Annotated in this window: 18 protein-coding genes, 2 tRNA genes, 4 rRNA genes and 1 pseudogene; 12 read left to right on the top strand and 13 right to left on the bottom strand. The window is 49.0% G+C overall.

Translation table 11 applies throughout. From position 1 onward, the window contains the following. Positions 1-92 precede the first annotated feature (92 nt). Positions 93-207, top strand: a 5S ribosomal RNA gene (rrf, locus tag ELR70_RS05075). Positions 208-620: 413 nt separating this feature from the next. Here rrf (ELR70_RS05075) and ELR70_RS05080 read toward each other — a convergent pair. The 3 genes and pseudogenes from ELR70_RS05080 to ELR70_RS05090 form a co-directional block, all read right to left on the bottom strand. Continuing rightward, positions 621-809: pseudogene (locus ELR70_RS05080) on the bottom strand (transposase); the annotation flags it as partial. 145 nt (positions 810-954) lie between these two features. Continuing rightward, positions 955-1299, bottom strand: a complete 345-nt coding sequence (locus ELR70_RS05085) for a transposase (protein WP_164881430.1) — start codon at positions 1297-1299, stop codon at positions 955-957. A gap of 10 nt (positions 1300-1309) precedes the next feature. Beyond that, positions 1310-1756, bottom strand: coding sequence for an IS630 family transposase (locus ELR70_RS05090; RefSeq protein WP_164881431.1), 447 nt, complete (start codon positions 1754-1756; stop codon positions 1310-1312). Positions 1757-3158: 1402 nt separating this feature from the next. On the opposite strand from ELR70_RS05090, the gene ELR70_RS05095 reads away from it, so the two are divergent. The 6 genes from ELR70_RS05095 (at position 3159) to ELR70_RS24770 (ending at position 8868) form a co-directional block, all read left to right on the top strand. Continuing rightward, positions 3159-4691, top strand: a 16S ribosomal RNA gene (locus ELR70_RS05095). A gap of 76 nt (positions 4692-4767) precedes the next feature. Further along, positions 4768-4844 (top strand) — tRNA-Ile (locus tag ELR70_RS05100). A gap of 114 nt (positions 4845-4958) precedes the next feature. Beyond that, positions 4959-5034 (top strand) — tRNA-Ala (locus tag ELR70_RS05105). A gap of 285 nt (positions 5035-5319) precedes the next feature. Then, positions 5320-8202: ribosomal RNA gene (locus ELR70_RS05110) — 23S ribosomal RNA — on the top strand. Positions 8203-8319: 117 nt separating this feature from the next. Continuing rightward, positions 8320-8434: ribosomal RNA gene (rrf, locus tag ELR70_RS05115) — 5S ribosomal RNA — on the top strand. The 16S, 23S and 5S rRNA genes sit together here with 2 tRNA genes alongside, the layout of an rRNA operon. Positions 8435-8727: 293 nt before the next feature. Beyond that, entirely contained in the window at positions 8728-8868 is a 141-nt protein-coding gene (locus ELR70_RS24770) for a hypothetical protein (RefSeq protein ID WP_160317431.1), read from the top strand. Between the two features lie 466 nt (positions 8869-9334). Here ELR70_RS24770 and ELR70_RS05125 read toward each other — a convergent pair whose 3' ends face one another. The 5 genes from ELR70_RS05125 to ELR70_RS24775 form a co-directional block, all read right to left on the bottom strand. After that, positions 9335-9712 (bottom strand): hypothetical protein, encoded by a 378-nt coding sequence (locus tag ELR70_RS05125; RefSeq protein WP_054017697.1) that lies wholly within the window; start codon positions 9710-9712, stop codon positions 9335-9337. 9 nt (positions 9713-9721) lie between these two features. Further along, the gene (locus ELR70_RS05130; RefSeq protein WP_054017698.1) at positions 9722-10291 is read right to left on the bottom strand and encodes a hypothetical protein; all 570 of its coding nucleotides are present in this window, start codon (positions 10289-10291) and stop codon (positions 9722-9724) included. A gap of 89 nt (positions 10292-10380) precedes the next feature. Then, positions 10381-11757 carry a class II fumarate hydratase gene (locus ELR70_RS05135; RefSeq protein WP_054017699.1) on the bottom strand — a complete coding sequence of 459 codons (1377 nt, stop codon included), beginning with the start codon at positions 11755-11757 and terminating at the stop codon, positions 10381-10383. 8 nt (positions 11758-11765) lie between these two features. After that, complete coding sequence (locus tag ELR70_RS05140) at positions 11766-12137, bottom strand: hypothetical protein (RefSeq protein ID WP_054017700.1); 372 nt, start codon at positions 12135-12137, stop codon at positions 11766-11768. 91 nt (positions 12138-12228) lie between these two features. Next, complete coding sequence (locus ELR70_RS24775) at positions 12229-12405, bottom strand: hypothetical protein (RefSeq protein ID WP_160317432.1); 177 nt, start codon at positions 12403-12405, stop codon at positions 12229-12231. Between the two features lie 170 nt (positions 12406-12575). Between ELR70_RS24775 and ELR70_RS05145 the strand changes: the two genes are divergently transcribed. Continuing rightward, positions 12576-13169, top strand: coding sequence for a DUF938 domain-containing protein (locus ELR70_RS05145; protein ID WP_054017701.1), 594 nt, complete (start codon positions 12576-12578; stop codon positions 13167-13169). Here the strand turns inward: ELR70_RS05145 and ELR70_RS05150 are convergent. From ELR70_RS05150 to ELR70_RS05165, 4 genes are read right to left on the bottom strand one after another with little or no spacing between them, the layout of a single operon-like run. Next, positions 13146-14273, bottom strand: coding sequence for a GNAT family N-acetyltransferase (locus ELR70_RS05150; RefSeq protein ID WP_054017702.1), 1128 nt, complete (start codon positions 14271-14273; stop codon positions 13146-13148). The genes ELR70_RS05145 and ELR70_RS05150 overlap by 24 nt on opposite strands. Positions 14274-14276: 3 nt before the next feature. Then, the gene (locus tag ELR70_RS05155) at positions 14277-15530 is read right to left on the bottom strand and encodes an alpha/beta fold hydrolase (protein WP_164881432.1); all 1254 of its coding nucleotides are present in this window, start codon (positions 15528-15530) and stop codon (positions 14277-14279) included. A gap of 37 nt (positions 15531-15567) precedes the next feature. After that, positions 15568-18288: an ATP-binding protein gene (locus ELR70_RS05160; RefSeq protein WP_054017704.1), complete on the bottom strand. Its 2721-nt coding sequence runs from the start codon at positions 18286-18288 to the stop codon at positions 15568-15570. Positions 18289-18307: 19 nt separating this feature from the next. Continuing rightward, positions 18308-18769: an Lrp/AsnC family transcriptional regulator gene (locus ELR70_RS05165; RefSeq protein WP_054017705.1), complete on the bottom strand. Its 462-nt coding sequence runs from the start codon at positions 18767-18769 to the stop codon at positions 18308-18310. A 133-nt stretch (positions 18770-18902) separates the two neighbouring features. Between ELR70_RS05165 and ELR70_RS05170 the strand changes: the two genes are divergently transcribed. Both ELR70_RS05170 and ELR70_RS05175 read left to right on the top strand, forming a co-directional pair. Continuing rightward, the gene (locus tag ELR70_RS05170; RefSeq protein WP_054017706.1) at positions 18903-20087 is read left to right on the top strand and encodes a monodechloroaminopyrrolnitrin synthase PrnB family protein; all 1185 of its coding nucleotides are present in this window, start codon (positions 18903-18905) and stop codon (positions 20085-20087) included. Then, complete coding sequence (locus ELR70_RS05175) at positions 20084-21199, top strand: aminotransferase class V-fold PLP-dependent enzyme (RefSeq protein WP_054017707.1); 1116 nt, start codon at positions 20084-20086, stop codon at positions 21197-21199. Before ELR70_RS05170 ends, ELR70_RS05175 begins: the two co-directional genes overlap by 4 nt. Here ELR70_RS05175 and ELR70_RS05180 read toward each other — a convergent pair. Continuing rightward, entirely contained in the window at positions 21191-21955 is a 765-nt protein-coding gene (locus ELR70_RS05180; RefSeq protein ID WP_054017708.1) for an MBL fold metallo-hydrolase, read from the bottom strand. The genes ELR70_RS05175 and ELR70_RS05180 overlap by 9 nt on opposite strands. 277 nt (positions 21956-22232) lie before the next feature. On the opposite strand from ELR70_RS05180, the gene ELR70_RS05185 reads away from it, so the two are divergent. Further along, positions 22233-23840: a hypothetical protein gene (locus ELR70_RS05185; RefSeq protein WP_128064512.1), complete on the top strand. Its 1608-nt coding sequence runs from the start codon at positions 22233-22235 to the stop codon at positions 23838-23840. Continuing rightward, complete coding sequence (locus tag ELR70_RS05190; RefSeq protein WP_128064513.1) at positions 23833-24282, top strand: hypothetical protein; 450 nt, start codon at positions 23833-23835, stop codon at positions 24280-24282. The genes ELR70_RS05185 and ELR70_RS05190 overlap by 8 nt, the downstream gene beginning before the upstream one ends. Positions 24283-24292 lie beyond the last annotated feature (10 nt).

Raw genomic sequence — 24292 nt, forward strand, 5'->3', positions numbered from 1 at the left:
TGTTAGAAGTTAAGAAATAAAGTAGACGAAGAATTTAATACGCTTTTCCAGATTTTAGTGAGATGTTGAGAGACGTCTTGCATACAGAATTTCCTGGTGAAAATAGCATTTTGGAACCACCTGACCCCATGCCGAACTCAGTAGTGAAACGAAATAGCGCCGATGATAGTGTGGGGTTTCCCATGTGAAAGTAGGACATCGCCAGGGCCTTATAAGAGAAACCCGTTGCAGCAATGCGGCGGGTTTTTTGCTATGTGTGATTAAGAAAGTGCTGATGAGCTGTAGCTGTAGATAGAATAGCATCGCCTATTCATCCATGAAGCTGGGTCCCATCGCGCATCTCGATAATTGCTCCTGCATTATTCTACTTCCCCACATCCATGTGGGTCCTTGCGCTCATCTCAGTGAGCTGCGAAGCGGTGCTTCGGTCTCATTTCGTCCATGTGAAAGTAGGGTGAAGGCGGATTATGGAAAGTGAACAATTTCACTTTCCACCGACTGAACGCTAAGGCCTCTGGCCGCCAACCGGACCATTGCCAAGCTCCTAATTATACCATTTTGAATAATTAACTGGTCAGATTTATCCAGTCCCTGAAGCACAATGATACCATTTTGAATAATTAACTGGTCACATTTATCCAGTCCCTAAAGCACAATGATTTCACCCTGTCAGCACATGAGATAAACGCATTCCATGCTTCGCTGACCTGATCCAGAATGTCATCGTAGTTTGCAAAGGTTCTGTTTGATAACTTATGTTGTCTGAGCCAACTCCACACTTGTTCTATGGGGTTTAACTCTGGCGAATAATACCAATTTGCTTAATTAAGTGTGCTATTTTGAGGCGAGAAAATATGGTCGATAACAAGGCAAAAATTTTGTTATTTAGTTGTTCTAAATGAGAAATTTTTAACGCCGTTAGCGTCATATTTGCTCCGTCAAATTGAACAGGTATTAAGTGAAATTGGTATAAGGTGGCAGCCTAATGATCACTACATTCTCCAGGCCTTTTACCAAACCATCTTTGAAGTGCCAGGCTGCGCGATCCATGACGACCACAGCCATTCTTCCTGGTTGAGTCCTTTGTGATATTTGCTCCAGGTGAGAATACATGACTTCTTTATTCACTATAGGTGAGATGAGTGCTTCTGTTTCACCAGTTGTTGGACACACTGCACCAAATAGATAGGCATATTCGAATTGTTGCTGCTTTACAACTCTTGGACGTGAGCCTTTTTCAGCCCAAACCTTTGTTGTTGAAGTTTGCTGACCAAATCGTGCTTCGTCCTGAAACCACACATCAATGCGTTCAGGAAGCAGGTGTCCCGAGGTGTGAAGGATCGTTTCCAGCTCGAAGTTTTTTAAAAGCTTCTTGGTGAGCCTGGTTTCCTTTAGGGTGTATTGACCGGCTGCTGATCCATGAGAAGTTTTGTCTTTTCAACAATCTGTGAACAGCTGATAACTCGTACTCAATGTGAAAAGACTCAGATATATACTGCTGAATATCTTCTAATGTTAGCCGACCACCTTCCGTGCGGTCTATAGAGTCGAGTACATATGCTTTAAGCTGCTTCAGTTGTGCACCATCCAGTTTGCAAGGACGGCCCGAGCGAGGCAGGTCTTCCAGGCCCTCCAATCCATAATCGAGATAGTCTTTGACCCATTTGTTTACGCTAGTACGACTGACCTTTAAATATTCAGCAATCTGATAGCGAGATTTACCTTCAAAGAAATGAGCCAGTGCGAGTATACGCACTTTCTTTCTTGGGTCTTTAGTCTGTTTGGAGAGCTTAATAAATTCAGAGGGCTGCAAAATCACTATCACAACGATGAAAATTGGATTTTGATATTAGATCATAAATTTAATCAAATTGGCATAAACTTGGAGTTGCTGCTGGAACGCTACTTCGTAGGCATGATAAATACACCGAAACAAACCTATTCAACACCGAAAAACTGGTTTAAACAGCATCGCACGGCGTGATGCAGAAGAGGGAGTTGTTGTTGAAGGTGGGGTAGAGCTTTGTCAACCTGGATTTGCTGCTGGGTATGGATTACAAACCCAGTATATGCTGCGCTTTTTTGAATAAGCCGTTTATATTCCATTTTTACAGTTTGCACTATTGTTGTCCACGAGCCAGGGCTTGCGGATGATTAACTGGCTAACACTTCATACTGAGCATGCTCCATACTCCCATATTGGGTGTTGAACGACTTATGACGAAGTGCCATGTAATTTCAATAATACATCCTGCATTTAATACGGCAACTGCAGGCTGGCTATATAGTTTGTACCCATAGTCCCTGAACCTGGCGAGCACCACAAGACTCTTAATTAAACAGATTTACCGATGTCCATTCATGTAGTCTTTTATTCCTAAAGCTTTTCGTAGATTTAAGACAAGTAGTATCAGAGAATGGCTCGGGCACGTACCACATCGACCACATGAATAAGAAGAACCACTGCTAATAACACGGATGTTGAAGGTATTCTTTGCTCAGCGTGTTATTAGTACAGGAAGCAAAATGACTAAAGCCCACCGATGCAATTTTTATCAACCTTTATGGCTTTATTTACGTACAGTTTTATATCCCTGAGCAGAATAAGAAACTGAAGACTCATTCTGATCGTCTTTCACTATTTTGCCTGTACTGTTGTTTATTTACAAACTTATCCACATTTGATTGTGCGTATCTTGTTTGTCTTTTGTGTGTATTTGCAGTGGTGGGTGGTGGTGACAATTTATCGAGAGAAAAATGAAAAAAGGGGTTGCATCGTTATTCGATTTCCCTATAATGCGCATCCACCGACACGGGGCACAACGCTGAAAAGCAACGAGCCAACGAGTTGGGAGTCAAATAAAACTTAGGTTTTAATTTTTCGAAAGAAAAATCAAAATTAAGTGTTGACATAAAATGGGAAGTGATTAGAATGCACAACCCTCAGCGCTAACAGCGCAGCGACATTAAGTCGCACAGTTCTTTAAAAATATGAAGCAATCATCTGTGTGGGCACTCGTACAGGTTGAGTTCTAACAGCAGATTCTAGTTCGCTAGATGACGCACAAAAATTTAGAGTCTCAATTTCTTATGAGTGACTAACATAGTCAATTTATACAGAATTCATTGAGCACGAAACTTCGGTTTCAAAAAACTTTTAATTGAAGAGTTTGATCATGGCTCAGATTGAACGCTGGCGGCAGGCCTAACACATGCAAGTCGAGCGGTAACATTTCTAGCTTGCTAGAAGATGACGAGCGGCGGACGGGTGAGTAATGCTTGGGAACATGCCTTTAGGTGGGGGACAACCATTGGAAACGATGGCTAATACCGCATAATGTCTACGGACCAAAGGGGGCTTCGGCTCTCGCCTTTAGATTGGCCCAAGTGGGATTAGCTAGTTGGTGAGGTAACGGCTCACCAAGGCGACGATCCCTAGCTGGTTTGAGAGGATGATCAGCCACACTGGAACTGAGACACGGTCCAGACTCCTACGGGAGGCAGCAGTGGGGAATATTGCACAATGGGCGCAAGCCTGATGCAGCCATGCCGCGTGTGTGAAGAAGGCCTTCGGGTTGTAAAGCACTTTCAGTCAGGAGGAAAGGTTAGTAGTTAATACCTGCTAGCTGTGACGTTACTGACAGAAGAAGCACCGGCTAACTCCGTGCCAGCAGCCGCGGTAATACGGAGGGTGCGAGCGTTAATCGGAATTACTGGGCGTAAAGCGTACGCAGGCGGTTGATTAAGCGAGATGTGAAAGCCCCGGGCTTAACCTGGGAACTGCATTTCGAACTGGTCAACTAGAGTGTGATAGAGGGTGGTAGAATTTCAGGTGTAGCGGTGAAATGCGTAGAGATCTGAAGGAATACCGATGGCGAAGGCAGCCACCTGGGTCAACACTGACGCTCATGTACGAAAGCGTGGGGAGCAAACAGGATTAGATACCCTGGTAGTCCACGCCGTAAACGATGTCTACTAGGAGCTGGGGTCTTCGGACAACTTTTCCAAAGCTAACGCATTAAGTAGACCGCCTGGGGAGTACGGCCGCAAGGTTAAAACTCAAATGAATTGACGGGGGCCCGCACAAGCGGTGGAGCATGTGGTTTAATTCGATGCAACGCGAAGAACCTTACCTACACTTGACATACAGAGAACTTACCAGAGATGGTTTGGTGCCTTCGGGAACTCTGATACAGGTGCTGCATGGCTGTCGTCAGCTCGTGTTGTGAGATGTTGGGTTAAGTCCCGCAACGAGCGCAACCCTTATCCTTAGTTGCCAGCGATTCGGTCGGGAACTCTAAGGAGACTGCCGGTGATAAACCGGAGGAAGGTGGGGACGACGTCAAGTCATCATGGCCCTTACGTGTAGGGCTACACACGTGCTACAATGGCATATACAGAGTGCTGCGAACTAGCGATAGTAAGCGAATCACTTAAAGTATGTCGTAGTCCGGATTGGAGTCTGCAACTCGACTCCATGAAGTCGGAATCGCTAGTAATCGCGGATCAGAATGCCGCGGTGAATACGTTCCCGGGCCTTGTACACACCGCCCGTCACACCATGGGAGTGGGTTGCTCCAGAAGTGGATAGCTTAACCTTCGGGAGGGCGTTCACCACGGAGTGATTCATGACTGGGGTGAAGTCGTAACAAGGTAGCCCTAGGGGAACCTGGGGCTGGATCACCTCCTTATCGACTTAGAACTGATTTGTTCGAAGTGTCCACACAGATGATTGTTGATTAGAATTAGAGAACACAAACATTGTTTGGGTCTGTAGCTCAGCTGGTTAGAGCGCACGCCTGATAAGCGTGAGGTCGGTAGTTCAAGTCTACTCAGACCCACCACTTCTTCCCGATGCTGCGTTATTAAGTTCGTCGTTTAGAAAACACTAAACGTCCTCACTTTATGCCTGGCCTCGAAAAGAAGCTTGGTTCAGAACAATGTTATCCTAGTAATGTGGGGCTATAGCTCAGCTGGGAGAGCGCCTGCCTTGCACGCAGGAGGTCAGCAGTTCGATCCTGCTTAGCTCCACCACTTTACTACCTACTCCTCATAGATAAACACTCTTAAGACAGTGACTTTAAATAAGAAACTGAGAGTTTTTAACTCTGAGAAGTAATTCTCTTGCTCTTTAAAAATTTGGAAAGCTGATATTAAATTCTCGGAATAACAATGAAAATTGTTGTTCTATAGAGTTTTCGAAAGAAAAATGCCGATAAATTCGTAAGAATTTATTAGCGTCTACTTTAGTATTACTTAACTTCTGGCGAAGTTAAAACTGTCTTTAGCAGTACAATTCAAAACTATTTTGGGTTGTATGGTTAAGTGACTAAGCGTACACGGTGGATGCCTTGGCAGTTGGAGGCGATGAAGGACGTACTAACTTGCGATAAGCCTAGTCAAGCCAGTAAGAGGCGCTTGAGACTAGGATTTCCGAATGGGGAAACCCGGCCCTTTGGGTCATCGTTAACTGAATACATAGGTTAACGAAGCGAACGCGGAGAACTGAAACATCTAAGTACCCGTAGGAAAAGAAATCAACCGAGATTCCGAAAGTAGCGGCGAGCGAAATCGGATTAGCCCTTAAGCTTTAATGTAGTTAGTGGAACATTCTGGAAAGTATGACGATACAGGGTGACAGTCCCGTACACGACAACTTATTTAAAGTGAAATCGAGTAGGTCGGAGCACGTGAAACTTTGACTGAATATGGGGGACCATCCTCCAAGGCTAAATACTCCCAACTGACCGATAGTGAACCAGTACCGTGAGGGAAAGGCGAAAAGAACCCCTGTGAGGGGAGTGAAATAGAACCTGAAACCGTGTACGTACAAGCAGTAGGAGCATACTTGTTATGTGACTGCGTACCTTTTGTATAATGGGTCAGCGACTTATATTCTGTAGCAAGGTTAACCATTTAGGGGAGCCGTAGCGAAAGCGAGTCTTAACTGGGCGCTTAAGTTGCAGGGTATAGACCCGAAACCCGGTGATCTAGCCATGGGCAGGTTGAAGGTCAGGTAACACTGACTGGAGGACCGAACCCACTAACGTTGAAAAGTTAGGGGATGACCTGTGGCTAGGAGTGAAAGGCTAATCAAACCGGGAGATAGCTGGTTCTCCCCGAAATCTATTTAGGTAGAGCCTCGGACGAATACTTACGGGGGTAGAGCACTGTTAAGGCTAGGGGGTCATCCCGACTTACCAACCCTTTGCAAACTCCGAATACCGTAAAGTACTATCCGGGAGACACACGGTGGGTGCTAACGTCCATCGTGGAGAGGGAAACAACCCAGACCGTCAGCTAAGGTCCCAAAGTGTATGTTAAGTGGGAAACGATGTGGGAAGGCTAAAACAGCTAGGAGGTTGGCTTAGAAGCAGCCATCCTTTAAAGAAAGCGTAATAGCTCACTAGTCGAGTCGGCCTGCGCGGAAGATGTAACGGGGCTAAACATACCACCGAAGCTACGGCTGCGAACTTAGTTCGCGGGGTAGGGGAGCGTTCTGTAAGCGGCTGAAGGTGAACTGTAAGGTTTGCTGGACGTATCAGAAGTGCGAATGCTGACATGAGTAACGATAATGCGGGTGAAAAACCCGCACGCCGGAAGACCAAGGGTTCCTATCCCATGTTAATCAGGGTAGGGTGAGTCGACCCCTAAGGCGAGGCTGAAGAGCGTAGTCGATGGGAAACGGGTTAATATTCCCGTACTTGGTATAAATGCGATGGGGGGACGGAGCAGGCTAGGCAAGCATGGCGTTGGTTGTCCATGTGAAAGGCTGTAGGCTGGTGACTTAGGAAAATCCGGGTCGCTAAGGCTGAGAGTCGAGACGAGCCACTACGGTGGTGAAGTTGTTGATGCCCTACTTCCAGGAAAAGCCTCTAAGCTTCAGTTTATATCGAATCGTACCCTAAACCGACACAGGTGGTCAGGTAGAGAATACTAAGGCGCTTGAGAGAACTCGGGTGAAGGAACTAGGCAAAATTGTACCGTAACTTCGGGAGAAGGTACGCTCTTGTTTGTGAAGGATTTGCTCCGTAAGCAGACGAGAGCCGCAGTGACCAGGTGGCTGGGACTGTTTATTAAAAACACAGCACTGTGCAAAATCGTAAGATGACGTATACGGTGTGACACCTGCCCGGTGCCGGAAGGTTAATTGATGGGGTTAGTCTTCGGACGAAGCTCTTGATCGAAGCCCCGGTAAACGGCGGCCGTAACTATAACGGTCCTAAGGTAGCGAAATTCCTTGTCGGGTAAGTTCCGACCTGCACGAATGGTGTAACCATGGCCACGCTGTCTCCACCCGAGACTCAGTGAAATTGAAATCGCAGTGAAGATGCTGTGTACCCGCGGCTAGACGGAAAGACCCCGTGAACCTTTACTACAGCTTGGCACTGAACATTGACCCTACATGTGTAGGATAGGTGGGAGGCTTTGAAGCAGGAACGCTAGTTTCTGTGGAGCCGACCTTGAAATACCACCCTTGTAGTGTTGATGTTCTAACTTAGGCCCCTAATCGGGGTTGAGGACAGTGCCTGGTGGGTAGTTTGACTGGGGCGGTCTCCTCCCAAAGAGTAACGGAGGAGCACGAAGGTTGGCTAAGTACGGTCGGACATCGTACGGTTAGTGTAATGGTAGAAGCCAGCTTAACTGCGAGACAGACACGTCGAGCAGGTACGAAAGTAGGTCATAGTGATCCGGTGGTTCTGAATGGAAGGGCCATCGCTCAACGGATAAAAGGTACTCCGGGGATAACAGGCTGATACCGCCCAAGAGTTCATATCGACGGCGGTGTTTGGCACCTCGATGTCGGCTCATCACATCCTGGGGCTGAAGTCGGTCCCAAGGGTATGGCTGTTCGCCATTTAAAGTGGTACGCGAGCTGGGTTTAGAACGTCGTGAGACAGTTCGGTCCCTATCTGCCGTGGGCGTTTGAGAATTGAGAGGGGCTGCTCCTAGTACGAGAGGACCGGAGTGGACGAACCGCTGGTGTTCGGGTTGTCATGCCAATGGCATTGCCCGGTAGCTACGTTCGGAATCGATAACCGCTGAAAGCATCTAAGCGGGAAGCGAGCCTCGAGATGAGTTCTCACTTTAACTTAGAGTTAACTGAAGGGCCGTTGAAGACTACAACGTTGATAGGCGAGATGTGGAAGTGGTGTGAGCCATTGAGCTAACTCGTACTAATTACCCGTGAGGCTTAACCATACAACGCCAAAGTGGTTTTGTTTGTTAGAAGTTAAGAAATAAAGTAGACGACAGAATTTAATACGCTTTTCCAGATTTTAGTGAGATGTTGAGAGACGTCTTGCACAACAGTTTATGCTTGGTAACCATAGCGTTTTGGAACCACCTGACTCCATGCCGAACTCAGTAGTGAAACGAAATAGCGCCGATGATAGTGTGGGGTTTCCCATGTGAAAGTAGGACATTGCCAAGCTCCCAATAAAAGAAAGCCCGATTCGAAAGAGTCGGGCTTTTTTGCGTTTGGGTTTAAAAATATTTTAGATGAGAACGCTGACATTTCTCCATTCAAACAGATCTACACTAGCGCACTTGATGCGGGAGACCACACCGCTCATACAACAAGTACACTGAAACAAACCTACTCAGCACTGAAAATCTGGTTTAAATGGATCCTGCATCGCGTGCGGGGTGATGACGGAGTTGCTGTTGGAGGTGTGGTAAAGCAGGGTAAACCTGTAGTCACTGCTGAATGGCCACACCGTTGGCATGACAAATATACCAGAGCAAACCTACTCAACACCGAAAACTGGTTTAAACAGCGGCCGCATTGCGTGGGGGATGGCGACTGAGTTGTTGGCAAATGTCGTAGAGCAGGGTGAGCCTGAATTCGTGGTTGGAGTGAATTAAAAGTGGTGTATGTTGTACAGCTTTATACGCCGAGCTTTTTGAAGGTTAGCGACTTCGCGACTGAGCGCAAAGAGGGGTGAGTCAGTGAAGCGATTGCAGGAATATGGCAGGGACACGACCGTTTGTCTCGGACACAGGCTATCTTGCATTGCTCTGTGTGCAATGAGCCGTTATGATAAATGTTCATTGCCGTAGTGTTGAGCTGATTGTGTCTCTGTATTTACTCGTTCTGCTTGTTATCTTTGCCCTGTTTGGGTGTGCCTCTACTTATCTGGTGAAGTTTATTTATTGCTATTGGGTAAAGAAGCAGATTGAGATCCGGTATGTATGGTGGGCATGCCTGTGTGCGTTGCTAATAATACCTATCTCATTGTTGAGCCAATGGTTGCTTTAGGGCTGACATAGGAGACGTGATGGACTGCCAGATGAATCAGGTCTTCTGACAGTCAAGAAACGAATTGCCGGATTATTTCAATGTGATTGCCTGACATTGACTATTGATACATAACGCCTGAATAGGCAACACCTGCTTGCAAACATCACTGGGTGGAGTTTGTTGGTTAAGTGCTTGCTCTTGCCGTGTTATTGCTAAAGCCCTCTGCTCTACCTGGCTTTCTTCTACATTGCGTACCGAATAAACAACATACTGGCTTGGACCACCACAGGTTTGCCGCTCTCCTACTCCGATTACTTTGCATTGAAAGCTTGCATCGCATCCTTTATCAGCCACTAATTCCGACAGCGCCTGATTATCATCATTATCGGTTGCTCGCGTGGACTGTGTACTACTGCAGCCAGTCAGTAAACCTGTGAGCAGAAAAAGTGCCAAACACTGATACTTCATTGAAAATCCCTAGTAGGTTGCCTGGTTTGAATGCTCGAGTTTAACACATTTATTGTTAACGCACTGAGTTGCAGGCACAGTCAAATGTTGGCAAATACTGACCATTTGATTTTTGGCATTATAGGCGGCTTCGGTATGTGTCAACTTGTCGGCCAGCTCTTTCACTTTCTCTGGGTCAGCCGTCTTTGTAGAGAATATGACATAATCTGAGGGGCCGCCACATGCCCGACTGCCAACCGGAAGCACCTGACACTGAGTAGTGGTGTCACACTCTTTGTCTTTGGTAATAAATTTAAGATAGGCACGTTGGTTTTTCAGCCTGGCTTCGCTGATCGCGTCGTCATCTATCTGGGCGATGGGTTCTGCCTTGTGCACTTTGTCTGCCGGGGTAGGTTTACTGTGCCCAACATCATGCCTGACAGCAGATTTAGTTTGTAGTTTGACTGGTGCAACCGTTCGCTCGTCTGCGGTACTCTGCTGAGCGTTCCTGGCTTCCTCGTTATTCACGGGGTCGTTACCTGAAGCACTGCAGCCGGCAATGAAAAACAAACTACAAAGAGAGAGTTGAAACGCGTTCATATCAGATCCTGTCTATTTTTCTTTCAGTGTGCCGCGCTTTTTCTCTTGTGACAAGATTCACGCGCCAAGTTTATTGGCGCGTGATACGGTTACAACCCGCCAAGGGTGAGTTTTTGAGGATCCAGTAATTCACGTAGCTTAGTTTCACTTAAATCAGTGTGCTCGGCAGCGACCTCAATGATAGGGCGGCCTTGTTGATAAGCCTGTTTAGCGATGAAGGCGGCTTTCTCATATCCGATCACCGGATTTAAAGCTGTGACTAAGATTGGATTACGAGTGAGTGCTTCTTGTAGTCTGGGTTCATTGACCTTAAAGGTCGCAATGGCTTTGTCAGCAAGCAGGCGTGACATATTAGCCAGCAGCTCGATGCTCTGTAAAATGTTATAGGCAATAACGGGCAGCATCACATTCAGCTCAAAATTTCCTGACTGACCTGCTACGGTGATAGTAGCGTCATTGCCGATCACCTGTGCACTGACCATGGCTGCGGCTTCCGGGATCACGGGGTTGACTTTACCTGGCATAATGGAAGATCCAGGCTGCAAAGCCTGCAATTCTATTTCACTCAGGCCTGCCAGAGGACCAGAATTCATCCAGCGCAAATCGTTGGCAATCTTCATATTGGCCACTGCGAGCGTTTTTAACTGGCCCGATAGCGCGACGATGGCGTCTTGCGATCCTATGTTATAAAAGAAGTTTTTGCTGGGTGTGAAGCGGATCCCTACATTACTGCTCAGATAGCTGTTAAAGGTCGCGGCAAAACGCTCATCGGCATTCACCCCGGTGCCAACGGCAGTGCCGCCTTGTCCTAATTCATAGACCTTCTCGAGTGCCTGTACTATGCCTTCGCAGGCAGAATCAACCTGGTGCTGCCAACCACTGAGTGTCTGTGCAAAAGTTACAGGCATGGCATCCATCAAATGGGTGCGGCCTGTTTTTACTAGATGGCCGACTTCTTTACTCTTATGCTCAATCACCTGAGACAGATGTTTAAGCGCGGGCAGTAGCTCGTACACCGCCAAAATGGCACTGCTCACATGAATTGCCGTTGGGATCACATCGTTAGAGCTTTGTCCCATGTTTACATGGTCATTGGGGTGGACTGTCTCGCCACTAAGCTGACTGGCCAAAGATGCGATCACTTCGTTGGCATTCATATTCGAGCTCGTACCTGATCCGGTCTGAAAGACGTCGACAGGAAACTGTGATAAGTGTTTGCCATCAATGATCTGCTGGCAGGCAGCAACAATTGCCTGAGCCTTATCTGAGTCCAGATGCCCCAGCTCCTGATTAGATTCTGCGGCTGCTTGTTTGATGTAAGCCAGCGCACGAATAAATCCGCCTGGCAGTGTTAACCCACTGACTGGGAAATTGTTAATAGCACGCTGAGTCTGTGCCTGATAAAGCGCATCTTGCGGCACGTCTAACACGCCCATGCTATCTGAAACTTGTCGAAATTCGCTCATAACTACTCCTAGCTGTACGGATTAAATTCATGGCTGATGATCCTGGCCTCCCGCTCGAGCAGGTAAAATTTATGTAGGCCTCTGCGCTTTGCTTTGTAGTAGCGCTTCAGAGCGAGCAGTGGCTTATAGATTTGTTCCAGGCACTGCTGTCGTACACAGGTGTGTACCAGAGGATCAGCGATGTGGTTTAGCAATTCAAAGAATACTCGCCTGAGATACAGCTCCTGAAGCAATGCACAGGATTGTCGCTCGTACCATTTTGCTATATCGCACCCGGCACTGATAAATTCAGCGACCTGCTGAGGTGCATCTAGATAAGGACGGGCGCAGTGTGCGTTCAGGTGCGGCTTAAAATTGATAAGCGCAAGCGGTGTCAGCATAGTGGAGTATCCTTTAGTGTAACGATAATAATTATCATTACACTAAAGGGGCGAGTTAGCAAGCCCTGATTATGTGCAGGGCTTATGCGGGTTAATTATACCCAAGCAAAAACTGCTGTGCCGTTTTCTCGCGTTCTTGCTCCGGGCTGGTCAGCAGGTCCGCTACTTCCTGACAGTAGTCTTTGCTTTCCAGCAAATTAGGTTCTGCGTCCGTGTCTATCAGACCACGGCTTGTTAAAGGTAAATGAGAGAGATCTGAGGTTGTCATAATGTGCTCCAAGCATTGTGTCGAAATTTCAGTATAGACAATGCATGCTTTATACCAAGGATAAAATTGTATGTTTTTTATGTGTTTAAGGTTATACAATTTAAAACCGCTTGCATTTTAGCGACAGGATTGCATCAATAGAGCGCAAAATTGGATCACAGAGGTGCAAGATGGATAAACCTTACTCTCAGGCATGTGAGAATAATAAGCTGCCAATACTCGAAAAAATACGCCCTTATTTAACAGAGGTCATGTTTGTACTGGAAGTCGGGTCCGGTACTGGGCAACATGCCGCTTGTTTTGCGACTGCGTTGCCTCATTTAACCTGGCAGTGTAGTGACCTGGCCGTCAATCATGCAGGGATCCTGATGTGGAGTGAAGACAGTGACGCGCGTAATCTGCCAGCACCACTTACACTCGACCTGGCATCCACACCCTGGCCAGTGGCTGAAGTCCCCGCGATTTATACCGCGAACACCTTACATATTGTGTCTGAAACTTTGGTCCAAGCCTTTTTTGATGAAGTGAGGCAGCACCTGGCCACTGGTGGGCTGCTGATGATCTATGGGCCTTTTAATTATAATGGTCAGTTTACCTCACCCAGCAACAAGGACTTTGATTCCTTTTTGCGCAGTCGCGATCCGCACAGCGGGATCCGCAATATAGAATGGATTTGCTCTCTTGCCACACAAGCTGAGCTGGTGTTACTGGAAGACTATACAATGCCTGCGAATAACCGCTTACTGATTTTTAAACGGCAGTAAACTCTCACATTGGCTGTGATATTCCGACATATGTAAACGCTCCCTGGCCAGGTAGTCATCGATTGCCAGCGCAAAATCTGGCTGACGGATATGGTGATAAGAGTGAGTAATAACCGGTTCAAAACCCCGTGCCAGCTTGTGTTCTCCCTGTGCACCGGCGTCGAAGCGGAGCAATTTGTTGCGGATGGCATACTCAATTCCCTGGTAATAACACAGTTCAAAGTGCAGGTGGTTATGACTTTGTAGTGCACCCCAGTAACGACCATACAGGGTATGCTCATCGTGTAAGTACAGGCTCGCGGCCACAATTTTTTCCTGCAATAATGCACATACAATAGCAACCTGATCTGTCATGGTCTCGCAGATACGCTGAAAAAAAGCGTCGTTCAGGTAGCCATGATGTCCCGAACGCTTGAGATAGGTAGTGGCATAGCATAGGTAAAATGCCTGCCTTATTTCATCCGTTACCTCGTCTCCCTGATACCAGCGGATCGTAAGCGCCTGATCCTGGATTGCTTTGCGTTCCTTATTGATAGACTTACGTTTGCGAGACGTCATTGCGCCAAGAAAGTCGTCGAAATCCGAATAGTCATGATTTTTCCAGTGAAACTGTACACCGTGGCGCTCCATCAGGTTCTGGCGTTGCCAGCCTGCCCGCTGTATCGGGAAATTAATATGCCAGCCCGACCAGCTCTGTTGCCTTGCCTCCTGGTGCAGAGCAGCCGTTACATAGTCATAAAGCGCATCGGATATCGGGTTGTTGGATAAAACGCGACTCCCCACCACAGGCGTAAACGGAATGGCACAGATCCACTTGGGATAATAGGGCAGCTGGTGGCGCTCATACGCTTCGGCCCAGGCCCAGTCAAATACATATTCGCCATACGAGTGAAGCTTGATATAGCCAGGCAGTAGCGCGACCAATTGGTTATCCTGATACACAAGCAGGTGATAGGGCAGCCAGCCTGTCTGCTCACCAACACAGCCGCTGTGTTCCAGAGCTTCCAACCAGGCAATACTGCTAAACGGAGACTGGCCTGAAAGTGTTGTAAGCTCTGCGGTAGTCAGTGCCGAAAGTTGCGTGATAAAACGATGTTGATACATAGTCTACGGCATTGCCTCGCCCAAAAACTGTATCAGTTGCAAAACCATAGGATCATAATCCGGATTAAAGGATACCCGGACCAGCGGCGTATATTGTGTCAGGTTTGCTGCACTGCGCTCACCAAAATACGGTTTCTCGGTCGTCTTACAGTGAGTAAAGGCCGCGATGTCCTCCAGATAGCTATCGCAATTGCGAAAGCTCCCCGCTTTGCCGTAATAAGGATGATCCGATGGATTTAACATGCCAATATGCGACATATCAATGACGTCGTCGAGTGCACTGACTGCAGTTACGCTAATTGAATCAGGTAATGTTGCAATGGGCTTTGGGGCATAGACGCGCAGTGCCAGCGGGGCGGTGCGATCCTGTGCCCAGCGGGTCAGCAACTCATAGGTCACCTGAGTGTCAATGGTAGTATCAACATCGCTGGCAATGGCGAGGGTTGGCAGTGAGGCAGGTAATTTAGCAGCTCGCATATCGGCCATAGCTTCTTCTACCAGTGTGACCGCGTGTAAAGGAAACGACTCATATTTTGCCAGATCCAGATCGGCTTCTTTATCAACCCAGTCAACCCAGGGCAGCCAGTCCAGCCATTTTGCCAGCCAGGCCACTTCGCTGTGGCTTTGCGTGGCCGGCGCAACGAGCACCAATGCCGCCAGATTATCGGGCCGACGCTCGGCTATTTCTGTGGTAGCCAGGGCCGCGCCGGTTGAATAACCAAGCACTGCAAACTGGCTATAATCACTGGCTGTTCGAGATATGGCATAGCGCACATGCTGCTGCCAGTCCCGGTAATCGACTTCTTTCAGGTCGCTGGCTGCTGTGCCATGGCCTGGTAGCAACATGGTCCTGACGTCATAGCCCCGGGCATACAAATCCGCAGCCAGAGTGTGAAAAATAAAGGGCGAGTCGGTTAATCCATGGATCAGTAGTACAGCCTTTTGGTTGTTCGGATGTGTTAACTGAAAAGGGGCAACGTAATCTGCTATCTGAGTTGCGGGCTCGCTGAGCTGCGCCGACACTTTGGTTGCCAGTTCACAGCGGAGTGTGGCTTTAGGGTTGCGTGCCAGGATCAGCGCCCGGGTTGCTCTGAGGTAGGCTGTGTATGGCTGCGCTTCGGGAATATCCAATACAGCTGGACCTGCGTCATTGGCATAGCGATAGGTGCCCTGCTGTGCGTTGATCTGATAGCGTGGTAGATCGCTGACCTGCTCCAGACAGGTCTGTGCCTGTGTTGGTGTGGGAGCAAGCTGCACCAGGCTGGTCAGTATGAAAAATAAATACCCTTTTTTATCATGACAGTCGATATTGTATTAAGCATTGCACCAGCTTATCGCGCTCCAGTGGTTTTGCAAGGTGACTATTAAATCCGACAGCGACCGCATAAGCCTTATCTTCAGGCATCACGTCGGCAGTCAATGCGATAATGGGCAATTGCTGCTGACTGAATTGTTTACGTAATAGCGCGGTTGCCTGATAACCGTCTAACAACGGCATCTGACAGTCCATAAGCACCAGATCAAAGTTCTGCTCACCACATACGTCGACGGCTTGCTGGCCATCATTCACGAGCACAAATTCAACCTCAATAGATTGTAGCATGGCCTTAATCACAAGCTGATTAACCGGGTTGTCTTCTGCAACCAGCACATGCATACCTTTGAGTAAGGTATGGTCAAGCTCGGCTTGGTCTGCCAGCAGGGCATCGCCAAATGGACAGCGTAAAGAAAAAGTGAAAGTACTGCCCTGGCCCGGTTCGCTTTGTACCGTGAGCTCTCCTTCCATCAGTGCCACCAGTTCTTTGCTGATAGCCAGACCCAGACCCGTGCCACCAAAGCGTCGGGAAGTCGAAGCGTCGGCCTGTGTGAAAGGTGCAAAAATCAGCTGCTGCTTTTGAGGATCGATACCGATACCGGTGTCGATGATAGAAAAAGTAAGTAGGTAGTCACTGTCACCATGAAGCACTTCACAATGCAAAGTCACCTTACCACTATCGGTAAACTTGATGGCATTGCTGCACAGGTTAAGCAGGATCTGCTCCATCCTGAGTTCATCCGCCTTGAGCCAGCAGGCACCACTTATGTTGGTATTCAGCTGCCATTGCAACCCTTTATCTGCGGCACTGGTGGTGAACAGGCTATCAATCCGGCCCAGCAACTCTTGTAAATCAAAATCATGACGCTCGATGACCAGGTGGTTGGACTCAATCTTGGCGATATCAAGAATGTCATTGACCAGATTCAGCAGTGTTTTTGCAGCCATATCGATACGACCGGCATAAGACTGAAGGGTTTCAAATGAGTGGGTTGTCTTCATCAGGGAGGCAAATCCCACCACGGCATTTAACGGTGTACGGAGCTCGTGGCTCATATTGGCCAGAAATCGGCTTTTAGCATGGTTCGCTCGTTGGGCATCCTCAACCGCCTTGCGCAGCGACTGGGTGCGTTGTTCCACTAAGTGATTAAGCTCGTAATGCTGATAGTTGTTGAGCAGCACAATAAAAGTGATCAATGCGGTAATGCTCAACTGTAACATCAACAATAATACCGTTTGTTGATGGTTGAGACTGGCGACAAAATCCGCCCTGAGTTCAAGTTGAATACGCCAGATCTGGCCACCAAATTGAATGCGGGTCTCAAACAGGTTGTCTGCAGACATTTGGGTCGCCGAGAATGAGCGATTGCGGTAGAAGGGATCCGGGCTGTTGCCATCGAATATGGCAACATTGTAGCTATCAGCCTGAGACTTTTTCAACACAGAACCCAGTAAAGTGTCGGTTTGTACAACTGCAGTCGCATATCCGAGAATACCAGAGTGAGTATCGACTTCTCCACGTTGATACACCGGAGAGAACAACAAATAGGCGTGCAATGGGGTATCACTTTGCACCAGTTGTATGATATCTGTTGCCTGAGGTTGTACAGCAATGGCAAGGTTTTCTAACGCCAGCTTACGGTTTTCGCGTGAATACACGTTAAAACCCAGCGCACTGAAATTCTCGGCCTGTGGTGAAATATAGGTGACAACAACCAGTGGATCATCGGGCCCAAGCGGCAATCCTTTGAGTTTTACACGGCCTTCATATATCGCATCAAAGTGGCGCTGAAGCGCGTTCCCTTGTGTTTGTTCGAGCCTGATATTCCACGAAATAGCACGCAAGAACGGGTAGCGGGTACGCTGTTGCTGCGCTATCTGATGAAACTCCTTAGCGTTCACCTCATTAAGCGATTGCAGCTTTGCAGATACCCCTTGCACTGCCAGCATGCTGAGGTTGACCTGTTGCAACAGCAGGTTCTCTATCAGTCTTAATTCTCTTTGTGCTTCTCGCTTTGCAGCCTGAATGTTGCCCTGATTATATAAATAGGTTGTCAGTACCACAGATAAAAACAGTACAAAGCTGGTGGCAAAAACGTTGCGACTGCGGTGATAGCTGCGTTGCTCAAACGCCCATGCATCGAGCATAAGCAGCAGCAGGGGAGTAAAAATCAGTATGCCGAGGCTGTCGCCCAGCCACCAGGCCACCACGTTTTGCCAGTGATGGCTGAATTGATATTGGGGGTTAAACAAGCTAAGCGAGAATACACCGATATTCGCGGAGATCAGGTTTGCGACTATGCCAACCAAAAAGATGTAATAGGCAATGTGTTTGCGAGAGCGCATTCGCAATGGGTCGCCGAGCCAGTGGCGCAGGAGTAATCCGCCAGCTAACCCCTGCAGACAGGCACCCAATGCGATAATGGAGACCTGCAGACATTGCGATAAGGTTGCCTGACTAAAGGTATAACCATGGGCCGTGGTCCAGTTAAACAGCGCTGAGGCTAAGAATAAGCCAGGCAGAAAACGCCATCCCCAAATCAGCACACCCACCAGACCGACGCCCGCCGGCAGCCAGATGGGCAGCACCTGATCCTGAAACGCAAATGCGGTCAGGGCTTTGCCCAGCGCAAAATAGCTCAGTGTCATTAGCACATAAGCAACCCACTGATGATGCACTGTGCGAAATTGGAACTGCATATGGATCGAATCCTTTGCGTTAAACTGGCAGGGGTCGTTTGCTAAACGTTTGCTTTAAAACGATGGTTGACTCAATCCCTGCAATACAGCCGATGGCGCCAAGACGATGTTTGACAAAATGCTCGTAACTGGGCAAATCCTCGGCAATGATTTCGAGCAAGTAATCATGCGCACCAGAGACCACTGAGCAGCTGAGGACCTGTTGCAGTTGCTCTGCATGAGACTCAAACTGGGTGGCGGCCTGCGCAGAGTTCTCACTCAGGCGAATAAACGCATACACCAGTACAGTATAGCCTAGTGACTGCGGTGCCAAATTGGCGTGGTAACCTAAAATTACCCCATCCTGTTGTAACTTTTTGACGCGCCTGAGGCAAGGGGTGTCAGACAAACTGGCTTGTTCAGCTAGTTGAGCATTACTGAGTCGGGCGTTGTCCTGCAATGCCCGCAGAAGAATACGATCTTTGTTATCCAAGTGCGCCATAGTAGTGAATTCTGCTAATGATTCGGTTTATTTTTTTAATTGTTACTAATCTAGTCTAGCGTTCACATAAATTTTAGCAACTTTTAGCGCATAAGGTTTGGTAGCCTGAGACTCATAATTTGGGGAGCTACCGATGACCACACTCACACACGCATTTGATCACTGGATCCGCAGTGATTTTGTTACGCTCAACGACAAGCTGGAAGCTGCGTACTGGCAGCAACAGGACAAGGCCAATGTTGAGGGCGTAGAAGACGAGACAAAACACCAACTATTAAATGAAGGTCAGCAACATATTCAGGCGTTACTGGCTGAAGGCAATACCGACGAGGGCTTCGACAATGCGTTCGACCTGCTGGGCAACGTGGGCCTGTATATGGCAGCCTGTCGCCGGCACGAACTCACAGAGCCCAGCCGGGAGCAGTACTCACCCCTAAAGGAGGCGTCGGCACTGGCGATGCACATTGGCGCATCCATCGGTGTCACACCGCGCTTTGCAACGGCGCATCTGACCACACACAATCGCGCAGTGAACGGCGTGTATAAACGCTTTACCAGTCACCCGGCCGAGCAGCTGTTTATTGATTACAACACCCGGGCTATTTTGGCTTATAAGCGTGCCGCAGAATGCTTATTAAAAATCCAGCCGCTGGGTATTTCACACCCCATGACACCGTTGCTGCTGACACAGGTCAAAGAGGCTTTGTTAGATGTGATCCGCTCTAACCAGTGCTTGTTTGAACAGCTGGATACCGATGCGTTCTTTTATGTTGTCCGTCCCTATTACAAACCTTACCGGGTGGGCAAAGAAGTCTACCGCGGAGCGAATGCCGGGGATTTCGCCGGGATCAACGTGATAGATATGATGCTGGGCTTGTGCCAGGCCAACGACGTGAACTACGCTCAGATGCTGGTGGACAAGTTCCTGTATATGATGCCCGAGGATCAGGCGACACTGCGCGAATGCATGCGTTTACCCAATTTGATGGATGCCTTTGTCGCGGCGGCCGAACAGCACCACAGCAGCAGCTGGTATCAGGAAGCCGTCAGTGCATTTGTCCAGGTGTGTAAGTTGCACGGTGATACCGCTATTCAGCATCATAATCAGCTGGTAGAAAAGTACATTGCCCAGCCATCGGGCGATATGAATACCCAGCACCTCGACAAAGTCACGGCCAGCGGACCGCCGTTGCCTGTGCTTTTGAATCAGCTGGCATTGTTACGAGACAAGCGGGCAGCGGCAAAACGTGAAGACGTATTTACCCGCTTTGATGACTTAAACACACTGCGTCGCAGTATCGCGAAGGGCACACAATGAAACAGGCAGACTTTTCCTTACCTCAGGGTCACTATTTGCTCAGCCACTCGGTAGGCCGACCGCTGGCAACAGCCGGGCAGGACTTTATGCAGCGCTACTTTGACCCCTGGGCGGGCGACAACCATGAGCCCTGGTATCAGTGGCTTGATGGCATGCAGCAGTTTACCTCGGCGCTGGCCAGGCTGTTCAACAGTCAGGCAGACTATTTTTGCCCGCAAAGCAACCTCTCTAGTGGGTTAACTAAATTTGTGATGAGCCTGCCAGAAACGGGCCGTCAGACGGTACGTGTGCTGATGAGTGAGAGTGACTTCCCCAGCATGGGGTTTGTACTTCAGCAGGCCGTTGCGGATGTCGAGATCCACTTTATTCCCGCGCATCTGGATATGTCCGATCTGAGTGTCTGGCAGCAGCATCTGCACGGCGAGATTGACTGGGTGTTCGTCAGTCAGGTGTACTCTAACACCGGCCAACAGGCACCCGTTGCAGCCATCACGGCACTTGCCAAAGCGCAAGGTTGCCGGGTGATTGTCGATATTGCGCAGGCTGCGGGTGTGATCCCCATAGATCTGTCAGACTGTGCGGCGGATTGTGTGTTAGGTTCTTGCGTGAAATGGCTGTGTGGCGGACCCGGTGCCGGGTTTATCTGGGTCAATCCCGATATTCTGCCACACTGTCAGCCCAAAGACGTTGGCTGGTTTTCTCACCACAACCCGATGGAGTTTGATATTCATCACTTTGCGCCCCACGATAGTGCGCTGCGTTTCTGGGGCGGCACACCGTCTGTGGCCGCCTATATATTTGCAGCCCACAGCATTCATTACTTTGCCGATCTGGGTGTGGCACGGGTCAGAGCGCATAACCTGACCTTGCTGGCACGCTTACAGGCGCAGCTGGCTCCCTGGTATATCGCACCGACCGATGCAAATTGCTGCTCCGGCACAGCGATCCTTAACGTCGGTGAGGCGCAGGACTCGGTATTATCGGCCTTAAAAGAGGCAAATATAGCGGTCGATGCGCGTAAGCCGGGGATCCGGGTTTCACCGCATATCTACAATACCGGGCAGGACATCGACGCTTTTATTGAGGTCTTTACCCGCGCCGTATCAGCCTGAGCGGCGTTTACCCAGCCCAAGTGCCCGCCTGGTTTTGGTTTTTACCGAACGCCAGTGGGTGACGGGCTGCTTGGGAGCCAGCTCTAGCAGCTGCGCAAAATCAATGTCGGCAAACGCAAGTTCACTGTGATGTGCCAGCATCACAGTGGCGGGGGCCAGTTGCTGTAGTTTAAGCAAAGTCGAGCGATACAACCTTGGGTAAAACACCGGATAAGGCGGGATGAGTTTGCCGCGTACCTGCACCATCACATCGGCGATATACACTGTACTGCGATGTGCATGATAGAGGCTGATGTCTCTGTCTGTATGGCCGGGGGTGTGTAATACCTGCCAATCTTCAAAGCCCGGCAACTCGGTGCCATCGGGCAGATACACATCGGGTTTCAGAGTGCGCGCATACCAGAGGTTTTTCCGTGCTTTACGTTTGCGCCCGGCTACCCATAACGCCAGTGCAATGTCTGATAAATGCATGAGCATACCATCCAGGCCCCGATACCACTGACCCGGGCAATTGGCCGTGGCTATCTGTGCGCCCGTTAATTTACGCAAATAATGCGCCCCACCGGCATGATCCGGGTGCATATGGGTGACGACAATCAACCTCAGCTGATGGAGCGGGCGATGCAGTTCATCGGTAATAAACTGACAGATCATTGCAACATCTGCGCGACTGCAGCCATCCAAAAGCAACAGTTTATCCGGGTAAGCCACCAGATAGATATTTTGAATATAGCCTTCGAGTATATGAATTTTCATAAGGACGGTTCATTTGCACTGACACATCTCTTATTGGTAACACATCTGACCAGATAGGCAAAACGAAATCATATGTTAATGAAGCCGGAATGCGATGCTGTTTTTATGCTTGTTTTCTAACGTTATTGTAAAGATAGCCCCTTCTTTCCATGAATATAATCATAAAGCCACTTGTTTTGTTTGTTTTTTGTTCGTGCGTTTCCGTTTAAGGTTTTCTTGCGTGCCTTTAATTGATACATTCGCGCCCAAATAATTTAACACATATTAGGATGTTGTTTTGAATTGGTTTTATTTGTGCGTGGTGTTGTTAATGCTGGTAGGGTATCTACCTCATGGCAATGCGCAGCAAACGTCTGGGTCTAATTTTAATGAGTACGGACCTCAATTACCCCGACATGCAAAGGGCATACATCTCAAAGGCAACCAGGATCAGCTAAGCTGGCCGGGGGTTTCAGGCGCGACGTATTACTATGTCGAAGCCTATAAGGGCCATGAGGTGTATCAGGCGCGTCACGATAGTGCGATACGTGACGGTATCATGGGCAACGACACGCAAGCGTTCAGTCAGGTGGCTGCTGCCAGCGCAGGCTTCAGTGGTTCCGGTGCGGCAATTATACGGCGCTACAAAAGTTACAGCACAAGTTTCACCCTGGATGCCCCGTTTGCAGATGCCCGTTACCTGATAATACCCTGCAATCAGCTGGACTGCGGCGCAGGCTTTGTTGCCGAGTTATACGACGCGCAGCAGTACCATCTGGGTATAGAAACCTTTCAGACCGACAAACTCACCGTGCTGCCCTGGGAGCAGGCTCAGCTCAGCTGGGACGTCGCCGGCGCTTACCGTGTGACTTTACTCAAAAATGGCCGCTCATATCGAACAGGCCTGCCGAACAAGGGCAGCGAAGCGGTTAAGCTTGAACAAAGCGCGCTGTTTACGCTGCGGGCCGAGGGCCATAATCGCCGTGTGGTTGAAAAGCAGGTTCAGCTTGTATTCCAGCAGGTTGACGATCCCGACACACTCCACCATGGCGCCTATTCAGTGCGTTTGCAATCTCTGGGACTGGATCCGGTGCCGCGTACTGTGGTTGCTGTGGATGACAAATATTTATTCCTGGTAGATAAGCAAAATGCGCTGCACAAGATTGATCACCGGCCGGCGCAGGCCAAAGTTGTCTGGACCCAGCAACTAAGCGGAAAAGTGCTTAACCGGCCGCTGGTGTTTAGCAGCGGCCTGTATTTTGGTGTCAGTAAGCTAGACGGCAGTGGCGAAGTGTGCCGTGTTTCTGTTTATTACTCTACCTCTGCCCGGTGCAAAACAACCAGTGATGGCGTAGTAGCCGGGGCCGCTGTTGTGCGCAGAACCAGCACTGTGTCACAGCCCATAGACGGGCCCTTTGGTGTTGGCACAATGACGGCTTTACCACCGGTCCCGCTCAACGACTATGGAATTGTCTTTATCGACAACAAAGGGCTGATTATGGAATACGACAGAGCCCTGAGTAAGCTGTATCAAAGTGCTTACCTGCCAGATCAAATGCGTGAAAGCGCTTCGATTGTGACCCCGTCGGCAGATGCGCAGGCGCGTACTCTGTACCTGCCATTTGTTAAATCCAGCACCGGCCAGCGCAGTGTCGCTGCCATTTCTATCGATGATCCGGGCGCCATTGACGACACGACGCCGGGCGGACCCATCGACCCGGGTGGTCCGATATTACCTGTCGATCCCCGTGATCCGATCGGACCCGGTAATCCCATTGACCTGTTTTCTGTGCCCATGCGCCTGCCGACCGAGCAGCAGCTGGCGCGAGATATACAAAACGCCGCCTATAACGAAAACATGATCACCGTAGAGTGGGTACACGACACAGGAGCAGGCAATGAATAAGATTATAGGGATAATAGGCTTTGCGCTTGGGTTGCTTGCAAGCAACTCGGCGATTGCTGGCACAAAACTAACGGAACGCGAAATTGCGGACAGGCAAAAATATTGTACAAACAGATCTTACACTGAACTCCTGCCGGATGATGGTGGCGTACTGAAAGTGCCTGTGCAGATCGTGGATAACCGGGGAGATGACCCGGGCCTGGGCGCAAACTTCTTTGAGTTATCTCTGATAGATGTAACCACTGGCAAGTCCACCATGTTACTCCACCGTAGCAACAGAGCACATTCTCATAATTATACGGTACAGCTCTCGGCGGCCCACTCGTACACGCTAAATGCAGAGTATTTTTTCTGGACAAGTAATGAAACTGGTGATCCAGGTACGGGCTCCGGCGGCGTAGGTTCTGGCGGGGGGATTCGGGGTGCGATCCAAGTGCACTAAGGTGTGATGA

Origin of the sequence: Pseudoalteromonas sp. R3, assembly GCF_004014715.1 — a bacterium.
GTDB lineage: Bacteria > Pseudomonadota > Gammaproteobacteria > Enterobacterales > Alteromonadaceae > Pseudoalteromonas.

What these genes read in the sequence shown, in the direction of transcription:
- ELR70_RS24770 (WP_160317431.1), top strand. Translation starts at nt 8,728, where the DNA reads ATGACAAATATACCAGAGCAAACCTACTCAACACCGAAAACTGGTTTA.
- ELR70_RS05125 (WP_054017697.1), bottom strand. Translation starts at nt 9,712, where the DNA reads ATGAAGTATCAGTGTTTGGCACTTTTTCTGCTCACAGGTTTACTGACT.
- ELR70_RS05130 (WP_054017698.1), bottom strand. Translation starts at nt 10,291, where the DNA reads ATGAACGCGTTTCAACTCTCTCTTTGTAGTTTGTTTTTCATTGCCGGC.
- ELR70_RS05135 (WP_054017699.1), bottom strand. Translation starts at nt 11,757, where the DNA reads ATGAGCGAATTTCGACAAGTTTCAGATAGCATGGGCGTGTTAGACGTG.
- ELR70_RS05140 (WP_054017700.1), bottom strand. Translation starts at nt 12,137, where the DNA reads ATGCTGACACCGCTTGCGCTTATCAATTTTAAGCCGCACCTGAACGCA.
- ELR70_RS24775 (WP_160317432.1), bottom strand. Translation starts at nt 12,405, where the DNA reads ATGACAACCTCAGATCTCTCTCATTTACCTTTAACAAGCCGTGGTCTG.
- ELR70_RS05145 (WP_054017701.1), top strand. Translation starts at nt 12,576, where the DNA reads ATGGATAAACCTTACTCTCAGGCATGTGAGAATAATAAGCTGCCAATA.
- ELR70_RS05150 (WP_054017702.1), bottom strand. Translation starts at nt 14,273, where the DNA reads ATGTATCAACATCGTTTTATCACGCAACTTTCGGCACTGACTACCGCA.
- ELR70_RS05160 (WP_054017704.1), bottom strand. Translation starts at nt 18,288, where the DNA reads ATGCAGTTCCAATTTCGCACAGTGCATCATCAGTGGGTTGCTTATGTG.
- ELR70_RS05165 (WP_054017705.1), bottom strand. Translation starts at nt 18,769, where the DNA reads ATGGCGCACTTGGATAACAAAGATCGTATTCTTCTGCGGGCATTGCAG.
- ELR70_RS05170 (WP_054017706.1), top strand. Translation starts at nt 18,903, where the DNA reads ATGACCACACTCACACACGCATTTGATCACTGGATCCGCAGTGATTTT.
- ELR70_RS05175 (WP_054017707.1), top strand. Translation starts at nt 20,084, where the DNA reads ATGAAACAGGCAGACTTTTCCTTACCTCAGGGTCACTATTTGCTCAGC.
- ELR70_RS05180 (WP_054017708.1), bottom strand. Translation starts at nt 21,955, where the DNA reads ATGAAAATTCATATACTCGAAGGCTATATTCAAAATATCTATCTGGTG.
- ELR70_RS05190 (WP_128064513.1), top strand. Translation starts at nt 23,833, where the DNA reads ATGAATAAGATTATAGGGATAATAGGCTTTGCGCTTGGGTTGCTTGCA.